General features: G+C 68.2%; 14 protein-coding genes and 1 riboswitch. Of the genes, 7 read left to right on the forward strand and 7 right to left on the reverse strand.

The window, feature by feature from the left end:
• Positions 1–70 precede the first annotated feature (70 nt).
• The 3 genes from AOK24_RS35425 to thrC form a co-directional block, all read right to left on the reverse strand.
• The gene (locus tag AOK24_RS35425) at positions 71–274 is read right to left on the reverse strand and encodes a cold-shock protein (RefSeq protein WP_004986573.1); all 204 of its coding nucleotides are present in this window, start codon (positions 272–274) and stop codon (positions 71–73) included.
• A 500-nt stretch (positions 275–774) separates the two neighbouring features.
• Positions 775–1,050 (reverse strand): MoaD/ThiS family protein, encoded by a 276-nt coding sequence (locus AOK24_RS35430; protein WP_010351196.1) that lies wholly within the window; start codon positions 1,048–1,050, stop codon positions 775–777.
• Positions 1,047–2,351, reverse strand: a complete 1,305-nt coding sequence (gene thrC, locus AOK24_RS35435; RefSeq protein WP_055724076.1) for a threonine synthase — start codon at positions 2,349–2,351, stop codon at positions 1,047–1,049. Before thrC ends, AOK24_RS35430 begins: the two co-directional genes overlap by 4 nt.
• Positions 2,352–2,368: 17 nt before the next feature.
• Positions 2,369–2,516, reverse strand: a riboswitch (SAM riboswitch).
• Between the two features lie 165 nt (positions 2,517–2,681).
• On the opposite strand from thrC, the gene AOK24_RS35440 reads away from it, so the two are divergent.
• Positions 2,682–3,626, forward strand: a complete 945-nt coding sequence (locus tag AOK24_RS35440) for a glucosyl-3-phosphoglycerate synthase (RefSeq protein ID WP_055724077.1) — start codon at positions 2,682–2,684, stop codon at positions 3,624–3,626.
• A gap of 67 nt (positions 3,627–3,693) precedes the next feature.
• Positions 3,694–5,076 (forward strand): alpha,alpha-trehalose-phosphate synthase (UDP-forming), encoded by a 1,383-nt coding sequence (locus tag AOK24_RS35445; protein ID WP_055724078.1) that lies wholly within the window; start codon positions 3,694–3,696, stop codon positions 5,074–5,076.
• Positions 5,077–5,153: 77 nt separating this feature from the next.
• Here the strand turns inward: AOK24_RS35445 and otsB are convergent, their stop codons facing one another.
• Positions 5,154–5,951 (reverse strand): trehalose-phosphatase, encoded by a 798-nt coding sequence (gene otsB / locus AOK24_RS35450; protein ID WP_055724079.1) that lies wholly within the window; start codon positions 5,949–5,951, stop codon positions 5,154–5,156.
• Between the two features lie 435 nt (positions 5,952–6,386).
• On the opposite strand from otsB, the gene AOK24_RS48870 reads away from it, so the two are divergent.
• Positions 6,387–6,764 carry a hypothetical protein gene (locus tag AOK24_RS48870; protein WP_133258258.1) on the forward strand — a complete coding sequence of 126 codons (378 nt, stop codon included), beginning with the start codon at positions 6,387–6,389 and terminating at the stop codon, positions 6,762–6,764.
• Positions 6,765–6,799: 35 nt separating this feature from the next.
• On the opposite strand, the gene AOK24_RS35455 is transcribed toward AOK24_RS48870, so the two are convergent.
• Positions 6,800–7,042 carry a DUF3263 domain-containing protein gene (locus AOK24_RS35455; protein WP_055724080.1) on the reverse strand — a complete coding sequence of 81 codons (243 nt, stop codon included), beginning with the start codon at positions 7,040–7,042 and terminating at the stop codon, positions 6,800–6,802.
• Between the two features lie 20 nt (positions 7,043–7,062).
• Positions 7,063–8,289: an extracellular solute-binding protein gene (locus AOK24_RS35460; protein ID WP_079057162.1), complete on the reverse strand. Its 1,227-nt coding sequence runs from the start codon at positions 8,287–8,289 to the stop codon at positions 7,063–7,065.
• Between the two features lie 141 nt (positions 8,290–8,430).
• Between AOK24_RS35460 and AOK24_RS35465 the strand changes: the two genes are divergently transcribed.
• The 4 genes from AOK24_RS35465 to AOK24_RS52870 all read left to right on the forward strand — a co-directional run bounded on the left by AOK24_RS35465 (position 8,431) and on the right by AOK24_RS52870 (position 12,260).
• Entirely contained in the window at positions 8,431–9,372 is a 942-nt protein-coding gene (locus AOK24_RS35465; RefSeq protein ID WP_055724081.1) for an ROK family protein, read from the forward strand.
• Positions 9,372–10,562: an N-acetylglucosamine-6-phosphate deacetylase gene (gene nagA, locus AOK24_RS35470; RefSeq protein WP_240554273.1), complete on the forward strand. Its 1,191-nt coding sequence runs from the start codon at positions 9,372–9,374 to the stop codon at positions 10,560–10,562. Before AOK24_RS35465 ends, nagA begins: the two co-directional genes overlap by 1 nt.
• An 88-nt stretch (positions 10,563–10,650) precedes the next feature.
• Complete coding sequence (locus AOK24_RS35475) at positions 10,651–11,580, forward strand: 1-phosphofructokinase family hexose kinase (RefSeq protein WP_055724082.1); 930 nt, start codon at positions 10,651–10,653, stop codon at positions 11,578–11,580.
• 329 nt (positions 11,581–11,909) lie between these two features.
• The gene (locus AOK24_RS52870; RefSeq protein ID WP_079057163.1) at positions 11,910–12,260 is read left to right on the forward strand and encodes a peptidase inhibitor family I36 protein; all 351 of its coding nucleotides are present in this window, start codon (positions 11,910–11,912) and stop codon (positions 12,258–12,260) included.
• Between the two features lie 100 nt (positions 12,261–12,360).
• Here AOK24_RS52870 and AOK24_RS35480 read toward each other — a convergent pair.
• Positions 12,361–13,115: carbohydrate-binding protein (locus AOK24_RS35480; protein ID WP_055724083.1), on the reverse strand; the 755-nt coding region annotated here is incomplete at its 5' end.

The following is a 13,115-nucleotide window of genomic DNA, read 5'->3' on the forward strand; positions in this document are numbered from 1 at the left end:
CGGGGGTGCCGGGGTGGGCGTACGACAAGAGACCCGCACCCTGGACAGGTGCGGGTCTCTCGGTGAAGGTTCAGGCGGTGACGCGAACCATGTCGGCCTGCGGGCCTTTCTGACCCTGCGAGATCTCGAACTCGACTCGCTGGCCCTCTTCGAGGGTGCGGTAGCCGTCCATCTGAATGGCGCTGTAGTGGACGAAGACGTCCGCACCACCGTCGACCGCGATGAAGCCGTACCCCTTCTCCGCGTTGAACCACTTGACGGTGCCCTGAGCCATGCCTAACTCCCCTATTACTGGCCCTTGCGCGGACCCACACTTCGTGGGTCCGGGTCAGACCTCACCCCCCTGCCGTATTGGGGGCGTGCGCCGGAACGCGTCGACCGCGGCTGAATGTATCTGTCCAACTGCCGTCTGCAACAGGTCAATCGGACGAGAATTCTGGACGCGCACGATCCGGAATGTGGTGAGAATTCACCAGAGTTCAGGGCAAGTCGGGCCCGACATATGCCGCAAATGCCGCGCAAGAGGCGCGCACTTTGGCTACTTCTTGTCGGGTGTAAGGCAGAAATCAAGGGCTCCCGCCGGGGAGTACAAGCGGCAAGCGGAAGCGGGTTCCCCAACCTTACCTCGTTCAACCACACAGAATTGCCCCCTCCGCTTCTGCGCGGAAGGGGCACTCTGTCTATTAGCGGCTCCGCCGCGGGGATGAACAATGCGTAATGTCTGTTACTGACGGTTACTACCCGCCGGTAATGACATTAGGTCATCCGGAGAACTCAGCCCCCGGCGACCGCCGGAATGATCGAGACGCCGGCGCCGTCGGGAGTCGCCGTCTCCAGCCCCTGCTCGAAACGGACATCGTCATCATTGACGTACACATTGACGAACCGCCGCAGCTTCCCCTGGTCGTCCAGGACGCGCGCGGAGATGCCCGTGTGGTTCTTCTCCAGGTCCGCGATGACCTCCCCGAGGGTCCCGCCCTCGGCGGCCACCTCGGCCTGCCCACCGGTGTACGTACGCAGGATGGTCGGGATACGAACGGTCACGCTCATGCGAGGCCAGCCTCTCGGAAGGAGTCCAGGGTCGGGCGGATGGTGGCGGTGAGCCCCGTACCGGCGACCGCGTCAAGGGTCTTGAGGCCGTCACCCGTATTGAGGACGACCGTCGTGAGGGACGGGTCCAGCAGCCCGTTCTCGATCAACTTGCGGGTGACCCCCACGGTCACGCCCCCGGCGGTCTCCGCGAAGATCCCCTCCGTCCGCGCCAGCACCTTGATCGCGTCGACGATCTGCTCGTCCGTGACGTCCTCGACGGCGCCCCCGGTCCGCCGCGCGATGTCCAGCACGTACGGCCCGTCGGCGGGGTTCCCGATCGCGAGCGACTTCGCGATCGTGTCCGGCTTCTGCGGCCGTACGACGTCGTGCCCCGCCTTGTACGCGACCGACACCGGCGAGCAGCCCTCCGCCTGCGCCCCGAAGATCTTGTACGGCTTGTCCGCGACGAGCCCCAGCTTGATCAGCTCCTGGAGCCCCTTGTCGATCTTCGTGAGCTGCGACCCGGAGGCGATCGGTACGACGAGCTGGTCCGGAAGTTCCCAGCCGAGCTGCTCGCAGATCTCGTACGCCAGCGTCTTGGAGCCCTCGGCGTAGTACGGCCGCAGGTTGACGTTGACGAAGCCCCAGCCCTCGCCCGCCGAGTCGCCGATCAGCTCGGAGCAGAAGCGGTTGACGTCGTCGTAGTTGCCCTCGATGCCGACCAGCTCACCGCCGTAGACGGCGGCCATCACGATCTTGCCCTGCTCCAGGTCGTGCGGGATGAAGACGCAGGAGCGCAGGCCCGCGCGGGCCGCCGCGGCGCCGACCGCGCCGGCCAGGTTGCCGGTCGAGGAGCAGCTGAGGGTGGTGAAGCCGAAGGCGCGCGCCGCTTCGAGCGCCTGGGCGACGACGCGGTCCTTGAAGGAGTGGGTGGGGTTGCCGGAGTCGTCCTTGACGAACAACTTGCCCTGCTCGACGCCGAGTTCGGCGGCGAGGCGGTCGGCCTGGACGAGCTTGGTCCAGCCGGGGTTGATGTTCGGCTTCTCGGCTACGTCCGCGGGTACGGGGAGTAGGGGGGCGTAGCGCCAGATGTTGGCGGGGCCTGCGGCGATGCGGGCTCGCAGCTCTTCGGGGTCGTACGAAGAGAAGTCGTACGCGATCTCCAGCGGCCCGAAACACTCCTCGCAGGCGAAGGAGGGGCCGAGGGGGACGCGGTGGCCGCACTCGCGGCAGCTCAGCGCCGCCGCGGGACCGAGGTCGACGGTGGGGGCGGCGTTGTCAGCGGTCGGCGTGGTGGTCGCGACGGTTTGCACAGCCATGGAGGCGAGGCCCTTTCTCCTCATCTTCCTCACGACGCATCTCGCCGTGAGACGGATTTGGCACCTTCCCTAGCCGGGAGCCTCGCTGCGTGATCACGCACGAGACCGGCTGGAGGGTTGCCGGGGCTTCATCGGGCCGTATCCCTCTGCCCCTCTGGATGAGCGGTATGAAGTTATGAGTGGAGCTGTCCGCCAGGCGCCCCCGACATGCGATGGTCACCAGCGTTGTTCAAGACTGTAACCGAAGGCCACGACAGTTGAGATAGTCGTCCGAGGCGCGAGATGGATCACACGCGGCAGTGTGACCGTGACAGTGAGGAGCCGCTGACTGTGCTGGAAGAAGCCGAGCGCTGGCTGGCCACCCGCTCCTGGTCGGTGACCGATCGCCCCCTGCACCGGATCATGGCGGCGAAGCGGGCCACCGGGCTGACCGTCTCCGTGGTCCTCCCCGCGCTGAACGAGGAGGCGACCGTCGGTGACATCGTCGCGGTCATCCGCCACGACCTGATGCTCCAGGTGCCGCTCGTCGACGAGCTCGTCGTCGTCGACTCCGGGTCCACCGACCGTACGGCAGAGGTAGCCGCGTCGGCGGGCGCCCGCGTCGTCCACCGCGACGCGATCCTCCCCGGTATTCCCGCACTACCCGGCAAGGGTGAGGTCCTGTGGCGGTCCCTGTTCGCCACCACCGGTGACATCGTCTGCTTCATCGACGCGGACCTGCGCGACTTCTCCTCCGACTTCGTCTCCGGGATCGTGGGCCCGCTGCTGACCGATCCGGACGTCGACCTGGTGAAGGGCATGTACGACCGCCCGCTGGCCGGCGCGTCGGGGCAGGGCGGGCGGGTGACCGAGCTGATGGCACGCCCGCTGCTGAACATGCACTGGCCTCAACTCGCCGGTTTCGTCCAGCCGTTGGGGGGCGAGTACGCGGCCCGGCGGAGCCTTCTCGAACAACTCCCGTTCCCGGTCGGGTACGGGGTCGAGCTGGGCATGCTGGTCGACGCCCTGCATCTGGTCGGCCTCGACGCCCTGGCCCAGGTCGACATCGGGGTCCGCAAGCACCGCCACCAGGACGGGCAGGCGCTGGGCCGCATGTCGGCGGCGATCTACCGGACGGCCCAACTCCGGCTGGCGCGGGGGCACTTGATCCGGCCCTCGCTGACCCAGTTCGAGCGCGGCGAGGGCGGTTTCGAGGCGCGGACGTACTCGGTGGACACGGAGGAGAGGCCGCCGATGGTGGAGGTGGCGGAGTACGCGCGGCGGAAAGTCGCCTAGCACCCGCCATCGGTCGTACGCCGTATACGAACGTTTGAGCAGCGCGACGTCTGGCTAGGTTGGGCATATGACGTTCGGTGCTTCCCGTGTGCTCGTCGCCTCCAACCGGGGCCCCGTCTCGTACTCCGTGGGGGACGACGGCACCCTGCACGCCAAGCGCGGCGGCGGCGGAGTCGTCTCCGGGCTCTCCGCGATCGATCCGGACGCCGGTGCGCTGTGGGTGTGCAGCGCGCTGTCCGACGGGGACCGCGAAGCGGTACGCCGGGGGGTGGGCGAGCCGGGGACGCGGATGCTCGACATCCCGGCCGACGTGCACGCCGACGCGTACAACGGCATCGCCAACTCCGTGCTGTGGTTCGTCCACCACATGCTGTACCAGACGCCGCTGGAGCCCGTGTTCGACGCGGAGTTCAGGCGGCAGTGGGTGTCGTACGAGTCGTACAACCGGGCGTTCGCGAAGGCGCTGGCGGAGGGGGCGGCCGAGGGGGCGGCGGTACTGGTACAGGACTACCACCTGTGCCTCGTCCCCGGCATGCTGCGTGAACTGCGGCCCGACCTGCGCATCGGCCACTTCTCCCACACGCCCTGGGCCCCGCCGGACTACTTCGCGCTGCTGCCCGACGACATCCGTACGCAGCTCCTGACCAGCATGCTCTCCGCGGACCGGCTCGGTTTCCTCACCCGGCGGTGGGCCGACGCGTTCGCCGCCTGCTGTCCCGACGGCACCGGATCGACCGGCATCGGCGTGCACCCCCTCGGCGCCGACGCCGACTTCCTGCGCGAGCGGGCGCACCAGGCCGACGTACGGGACCGGATCGCGTCCCTGCGTGCGGAGATCGGCGAGGGGCGGCTCGCCGTCGTCCGCGTCGACCGGACCGAGCTGTCCAAGAACATCGTGCGGGGACTACTGGCCTACAGGCACCTGCTCGATACGCGCCCCGAGTGGCGTGACCGTGTGGTCCACGTAGCTTTCGCGTATCCCTCCCGGCAGGACCTCACGGTGTACCGGGACTACATGGACGAGGTCCAGCGCGTCGCCGACGAGATCAACTCCGCGTATGGCACGGCCACTTGGACCCCCGTACTCCTCCATCTCAAGGACGACTTCGCGCGGTCCCTCGCGGCGTACCGGCTCGCGGACGTCGCCCTGGTCAACCCGATCCGCGACGGCATGAACCTCGTCGCGAAGGAGGTGCCGGTCGTCTCCGACGACGGGTGCGCGCTGGTCCTCTCGCGGGAGGCGGGGGCGTACTGGGAGCTGCGCGACGACGCTATCACCGTCAACCCGTACGACATCCTGGAGACCGCCGAGGCTCTCCACGAGGCGCTCTCCATGCCGCGCGGGGAGAGGGCGGAGCGTACGAAGCGGCTCGCCGCCGCGGCCACCGCCCTTCCGCCGACGCAGTGGTTCCTGGATCAGCTCAACTCGTTGACGGGCCAGGGAGGTTGAGGCGTCGACTCAACTCGCTGACGGACCAGGGGCGTTGAGGCGTAGGCGCAGGGCGTGAGCCCGGCTCCGTTCCACCCTCACCCCACCAGTTCCCGAAGCAGCCGTACCACCCCGGGGGGACCGTCCACGATCAGGTCCGACCGGTTCGTGAGGGCGGTGACCTCCTTGCTGCCGCTGCACACGCGGATGCCGGGGATGTGGTGGGTGTTCCTCAGAGTCTCCACGGCCTCGAAGGCGGGGATGTCCCCCAGGTCGTCCCCTGCGTACAGGACCGCCTCCGCGGCCGTTTCCCGGGCCAGGGTCGTCAGGGCCACGCCCTTGTCCATCCCCGCGGGGCGGATCTCCAGGACCAGGCGGCCCGGTTCCACGATCAGGCCGTGGTAGGTGGCGAGGGCGGTGACCGGTTGCCGGAGCGCCTCCCACAGGCCCTGCGGGTCCCTCGCGCGCCTCGTGTGCACCGCCACCGCCCGCCCCTTCTCCTCCACCCAGGCGTCCGTGGCCCCCAGGATGCCGGGGAGTTCGCGGCGTACGTCCTCCAGGGCGGGGGGCGGAGGGGGTGCGACGACCTCTCCGGTCCTCTGGTCCCAGCGCTCGGCACCGTAATGTCCGAGCACCGTCATCCCCGCGATCTCCTCGAACCCGCCGTACCGCACGGCGACTTCCGCCGGGCGGCCGGTGATGACGGCGACTCGTGCCCCCTTCTCCGCCAGCGCCGCCAGCGCCGCCACGGCTCCCTCGTACGGGCGCGACTTCTCCGGGTCCTCGACGATCGGCGCCAGCGTCCCGTCGAAGTCGAACGCGAGGAGGGAGCGGGCGGGGCGGGTTCGGATGGTGTCGAGGGTCTGGCGTGCTGCGGGGGTGAGGTGGGTAGGCATGGGTTCGACCCTAGCCTCGCGCTTTCCTGGAGCAGGCTGTCCGGCAAGTGATCAGAACAGCAGAAAGCGCCTCTGACCAGTGAGAATGAGGATTGTCGAGGTCCTTGTTCCCGCCGGCGACGGAGGAACTTTCCAGGTGAAAAAGCGTATCGGGTTCGAGACGCCCCGCAAGGCCGGCCCCGGCCGAAAACAAGGGCGAAAGATCGAGGCTGGAAGAGAGCCGAACGTCTTTTACGTTCCGGGGCCGGTCTTGTGGAGATGGCCGGGTCGGGCGGCATCACAACAAATTCTCCCACAGTTTCCCGGTGTCCGAGCCGGCGTGAAGATATGCGCCGATACGGGGAGAGGGTGTGACGGGGCCGGTCTCTCCGTCCATCGATTTCGTAGGGTCTTCCCCAGTAAGCTTCCCGACCCGGAAAAGGAAAAACATTCCAGATGAACCCGCTCGCACGCAAGGCGGCAGTCGCCATGGCGGCAGTCGCCGCAGCCTCCACGCTGGCCGGGATCGGATCGGCCCCCGCGTACGCCGATAACGCGTCGATGCAGTTGCGGGTCTGCAACTCCGGCCGCGCCGCCATGGCTAATCTTGTTGTCAGCGGATACAACCAGAACAACGTGAGAACTTCCTGGCAAACAGCCAGCGTCTCGGGCCGAGGCTGTGTCACGACCGCGAATTACTGGTGGGAAAAAGGCACCATCGTAAGCCTTCACTGGAACGGCGAAATCCAGGGCGAAACCGGACTGTTTCCGCTTAGCACCACCGGAAGGGTTCCGTTTTCAAATGACAGCACGTTCACGATAACAACCGGATGATCAAGCGGTGCAGGGCCGGGAGGAACGGTCACCCCCTACCGCTCCTCCCGTCGGCTCTCCCGGACCCGCCGTAGGCGGTTCACCGTCACCGGGTCCAGGGTCAGGGCCCGGGGGTCGTCCAGCAGGGCGTTGAGGAGCTGGTAGTAGTGGACGGGGGACAGGCCCAGCTCCTCACGGATCGCGCGTTCCTTCGTGCCGGGGCTGGAGAACGGGCGGCGCTCCAACGCCAGGATGTCGCGCTCGCGCGGAGCCAGGCCGGGGTCGTCTTGCGAGGGCATACCCCGACAGTAGTCCCCGGTTACGACACCCCGCTCTCCGCGGCCATCGCCTCCGTCTCCAGCCTGCGCAGCACGTCGTCGGGACGTACCCCGGGAGCCACCGCGCTGCCGATGCCCTTCTTGACGGACGCCGCGACGGTGGCCCAGGACGTACGACCCACGGGGTACAGCTCGGAGAGGGGCAGCTGCTCCAGGAAGGGTTCGAGGTCGCGGTCCTCGGGGGCCGTACTCATCACCGCGGACGCGGAGGACGTCACCGGCAGCAGGTCGTACTCACGGGAGAACGCGAGCACGTTGTCCTCGTGGTACACGAAGTCGAGGAACTTGCCGATCTCGGACCGGTGCCCGTGCTGCTTGAACGCGGTCATCCAGTCGGCGACCCCCATCGTGAGCGGCCGGACCCCGGACTTCCCGGGCATGGCCACCATCCCGTACCGGACCCCCTTGTCCCGGGCCATCTTCATCAGCGAGGGATGCCCGATGAGCATGCCCACATCACCGGCGGCGAAGGAGGAGAACGCGGTGGCACGATTCAGCTTCGCGGGCGCGACGGGCCCGGTCAGCCCCTTGTCGACCAGCTTGTTCTGGAGCCACTCGAAGGTCTGGACGTTCTCGGCGGAGTCGAGGCTGTAGGTCCCGGCGGTGGAGGTGTACCCCCCGCCCCCGCTGAGCATCCACTGCATGGCCTCGGCCTGCGCCTCCTCGGGCCCGAGCGGAAGGGCGTACGGGTACGACACCCCTGCCTCCTTCAACTTGGCGGCGTCGGCGGCGAGTTCGTCCCACGTGGTGGGCGGCTCGCTGATCCCCGCCTTGGCGAAGAGCCCCTTGTTGTAGAAGAGGAGCCGGGTGGAGGAGGCGAACGGCATCCCGTACTGCTGCCCGCGCACCTTGCCCGCGCTGGCGAGCTGGGAGACGAAGTCGGCCTGGGTGGGGATGGAGAGCAGGTCACCGGCCTTGTAGAGAAGGCCGCGCTCGGCGTAGTCGGCGTACGACCCGATCTGCGCCATGTCGGGCGCGTCCCCGGCGTCGACCATGTCCTTGACCTTCTGGTCGACGTCGTTCCAGGAGTACACGCTGACCTGGACGTCGACGTCGGGATGCTTCTCCTCGTACGCCTTGGTCAGCTTGGCCCAGTACTTGGTGGAGCTGTTGGCCGCGCTGTCCCCGTAGTCCGCGGCGACGAGTCTGAGGGTCACCCGGCCGGAGTCACTCCCGAGTACCCCGCACCCCCCTACAGCCACCGTCATGCCCAACGCGGCCAAGGCCCCGACCCAACCCCTCTGCACCACTGCTGTCCACTCCACCAACGCTTGTCCGATAGTCGGATCAAGGTCTACACCACCCCAGTGGACTAGACCTCTCCCGGGTCCTCGGCCACACTGTTCACCGTGAGACATGTCATCGCCCTCGACGTGGGCGGCACCGCGATGAAGGGCGCCCTGATCGGCGCGGACGGCGCGCTGCTGCACCGCGACCGCAGGCCCACCGCCCGCGAGCGGGGCGCCGAGGCGGTGATCGAGGGCATCCTCGGCTTCGCGGCGGACCTCCGGTCGTACGGGGTACGCCACCTGGGCGAACCCGCCCTCGCGTCGGGCCTCGCAATCCCCGGCATCATCGACGAGACCTCAGGGGTAGCCGTCTACGCCGCGAACCTCGGCTGGCGCGACGTCCCCCTGCGCGACCTCCTGGCAACCCGTACCGGTACCCCTGCGGTACTGGGCCACGACGTACGCACGGGCGGCCTCGCCGAGGGCCGCCTGGGCGCGGCCCGTGAAACCCCCTGCTTCCTCTTCCTCGCCCTCGGCACCGGCATCGCGGGCGCGATCGGCACCCCCACCGGCATCGACCCCGGCGCCCACGGCTCCGCCGGCGAGATCGGCCACATCGTCGTACGCCCCGACGGCATCCCCTGCCCCTGCGGACAGCGGGGCTGCCTGGAGCGGTACGCGTCGGCGTCGGCGGTGACGGAGGCATGGGCGAGGGCCTCCGGCGACCCGACAGCGGACGCGGCGGACTGCGCGAAGGCGGTGGAGGCGGGGGACGCGCGGGCGGTGGAGGTATGGCAGCAGGCGGTGACAACACTCGCGGACGGCCTGATGACAGCGCTGACCCTGCTGGACCCGGCGAGGATCGTGATCGGAGGGGGGCTGGCGGAATCGGGAGACACCCTGTTCACGCCGCTGCGGGAAGCGATCGGGGCCCGGGTGACCTTCCAGCACACCCCGGAGATCGTCCCGGCAACGTTGGGCGACACGGCGGGCTGCCTAGGGGCAGGCCTGATGGCGTGGGATCTTCTCAAGGAATCGGCCGGTATGGAGGAAACGCCGTAATGGCACCCAACCTAGGGGCGCGGGGAACTGCGCGAGCAACCACATCAAACCCGCACCCGACCACAATCCTCACCGGCGCAACAGCAGTCCTCCCCTCCGGAACTGCCGTCCAGGACATCGCCGTTCACGGCAAGCGCATCACCTCCGAGGCCCCCGAGACCGCTCACCGAATCGACCTCACCGGCCACTACGTAATCCCCGGCTTCGTGGACCTCCACAACCACGGCGGAGGCGGAGCCTCCTTCTCCGGCACGGCCGACGACGTACGGACCGCCCTGCACACCCACCGCACCCACGGCACCACCACCCTCGTCGCCTCGACGGTGACGGACGACCTGGACGTCCTCACCCAACAGGCCGGTCTCCTCAGCGAGTTCGCCGAGGACGGCGAGATCGCCGGCATCCACTTCGAGGGCCCGTTCATCTCCCCGTGCAGGAAGGGCGCCCACTCGGAGGCGCTGCTGCGGCACCCGCACCCGGCGGACGTACGCAAGCTGGTCGACGCGGCGCGAGGCCACGCCAGAATGCTGACGCTGGCGACCGAACTCCCCGGCGGCATCGACTCCGTGAGGCTCCTCACCGACCTCGGGGTGATCGCGGCGATCGGCCACACGGACGCGACGTACGAGCAGACGAGGGAGGCGATCGAGGCGGGCGCGACGGTGGCGACGCACCTGTTCAACGCGATGCCCCCGCTGGGCCACCGGGCGCCCGGCCCGGTCGCGGCGCTGCTCGAAGACCCGCGTGTGACCGTCGAGTTGATCAACGACGGCACCCATCTGCACCCGGCGGCCGTGGAGTTGGCGTTCCGGCTGGCCGGCGCGGAACGCGTCGCGTTCATCACGGACGCGATGGACGCGGCCGGCGGCGGCGACGGCAGGTACCTGCTGGGCCCCCTGGAGGTCGAAGTCGCCGACGGCGTCGCGAGGTTGGTGGAGGGCGGCTCGATCGCGGGCTCGACGCTGACGCTGGACCGCGCGTTCAAGCGGGCGGTGACGGTCGACGGCATCCGGATCGAGGACGCTGTCCAGGCGCTGTCCGTCAACCCGGCCCGCCTGCTGGGCCGCCTGGACGAGATCGGCTCCCTGGAGCCCGGCAAGCTCGCCGATCTCCTCGTCCTGGACGAGAACTTCGACCTCAAGGGCGTGATGAGGCACGGCAGTTGGGTAACAAGACCTGAACTGGCGTGAAATCGGCGGCCCCAGGGCGCTGACCCTTTGGCATGATCTGACCTTTGGAAGCATGCCGTAAGCGCCGACGAAGGGGAGGTCGAGGCTGGTGATCCTCACGGTCACGCTCAACACCGCGCTCGACATCACCTATCGCGTGAGGGGACTGCGCCCTCATACGACCCACCGCGTCACGGACGTCGCCGAACGGCCGGGCGGCAAGGGCCTGAACGTGGCCCGCGTCCTCGCCGCCCTCGGCCACGAGGTGACGGCGACGGGCTTCGTGGGCGGCGCGACCGGCAAGGTCGTACAGGATCAACTCACCTTGATCCCCGGGGTGGTCGACGCGCTCGTGCCGATCTCCGGGCACACCCGCAGGACCGTCGCGGTCGTCGACACGCACACCGGTGACACGACTCAGCTGAACGAACCGGGCCCGGTCGTCACGCCCGCCGAGTGGGGCGCGTTCCTGGAGGTGTACGACCAACTCCTCGGCTCGGCCTCGGCAGTTGCCCTGTGCGGGAGCCTCCCGCAGGGCGTACCGGTGGGCGCGTACGCGGGGTTGGTGCGGGTGGCGCGGACGGCGGGCGTACCGGTGCTGCTGGACACGAGCGGTGAGCCGCTGCGGCGCGGGGTCGCGGCCCGGCCCGACATCATCACCCCGAACGCCGACGAACTCGCCGAACTCACCGGCTCCCACGACCCGTTGCGCGCGGCGCAGGACGCGCGCCGCCGGGGCGCCCGCTCGATCATCGCGTCCCTGGGCCCCGAGGGCCTCCTCGCGATGACCCCGGAGGGCCGCTGGCGCGCCACTCCCCCGACTCGCCTGCACGGCAACCCCACCGGCGCCGGCGACTCCGCCACCGCCGGCCTCCTCTCCGGCCTCCTCGACCAACTCCCCTGGCCCCAACGCCTCTCCCGGGCCCTGGCCCTGTCGATGGCGACCGTACTGGCGCCGGGGGCGGGGGAGTTCGACCAGGGGGCGTACGAGGAGTGGGTGGAGAAGGTCTTGGTGACTCAGGCGAAGACCGCCGCCTGAGAGCTCGCCTCTCGGTGGCCTGATTTACGGGATTCGGCAGCGCCCACTGGGATTTCCGCTCGATGTCTCGAATGAACTCGTGGAGCATGTTGAACAGACCGCCCAACTGCCGGCAGGACACCCGGTGAACGATTCTTCGCATTAACTCAAGCCCTGGCGCATCATGCCCGGAGTCGGATGCGCGAACCGCCATGTCAGCCATTCCTCTCGCCCCAGCTCCACATCTGGCCGAGAACCGATCTTTCCCCATACACAGAGAGATGGTTTGATCACTGGGTCGCATTGACCAGCGACAGGAGACAGATCTCCGAAGATATAGGGGAAATCATATGAGCGCGTTCAAGAAAAGCTTGACGACAGTAGCTTTGGCCGGCGCCTTGCTGGGGGGCGCCTTTGCCACACCGGCAGCGGCAGCCGATCCCAATACCTGCCCGGCAGGGAAGGTCTGTGGATGGTCAGGATTGAACAGGACAGGAACCAGGACCGTCCTCTCCGTAACTCCAGGCTGCATCCCCTTCACTCCCGCCCGGTCCGTCTCCAACCAGACGATCTACCGCATCGAGTTCTGGCACAACAATCTCGGCTGCAACGACGGAACTCGGCTGGTTACTCTGCAGCCGCGTACTTACTCCGATAACACCCGCTCCACTGTCAACGGGATCGCAGTCCACGGGGGTTAGAGCCACAGCCTTAGCCCGGCCCCCTCCATCGGATGGTCCGCCGACCCTTCAGGCGGATCATCCGACTGGATTCACGCAATTTCTAGCAGCCTAATCGATCTCAACTTTTCTCGAGCCACAGCTGATCGAGATAGGCTTCACACTGATTTCCTTGACCGCAAGAGACTTCCAGCACATTGGTACCCTTGGTAAGCGTCACAGGGGCCCAAGTGGACTGCCAGCCCTTCTCCCAGTCACCCTTGGGTGAACCGATGAAGTTCTTCATACCCAAGGGCTGAGTATTGGCCTTACCGTTGACCGCAACTGTCGCGTTGGCGTCCACACCAGGGATGGAATAGCGCACGTACAGCCGATAGGAACCGGTGTCGGCAATTCCATCGACAGTCCACGTAACCTTGGCTCCAACGCTGTTGAAGCCATCCACGTAAATGCCACCGCCGGCCTTGGCACCCTTGACCGCCGAGGATGTCACCGCACCACCGTCCAGCTTCATCGCCTTCGCGTCGGTCACCGGGGGAAGCTCCCCCTCGGCCGAGGGACTGCTGCCGGACTCACCCTCCGAAGAGCTCGCCGGCGACGACGCCTCCGGCGTCGGGGTCGTGCCCTTGTCGGCTTCCTTGTCCTTGTCGCCGAGGGAGACCGCGATGACGATGCCGACGACGACGGCCATGACGACGGCGACGGCGCCGATCAGGAGGCCCTTGGTGTTGGGGCCACGGCCGCCGCCGCCCCGGTTGGCGGCGCGGGGCGGCTGCTGCGGGGGCGGGCCCTGGTGGAGGCCCTGGCTCTGCTGGGGAGGGCCGTACGCGCCCTGCTGCTGGGGGGCGCCGTACTGCTGGGGTTGGGGGGGTACCC

The organism is Streptomyces niveiscabiei (genome assembly GCF_001419795.1).
Lineage (GTDB): Bacteria > Actinomycetota > Actinomycetes > Streptomycetales > Streptomycetaceae > Streptomyces > Streptomyces niveiscabiei.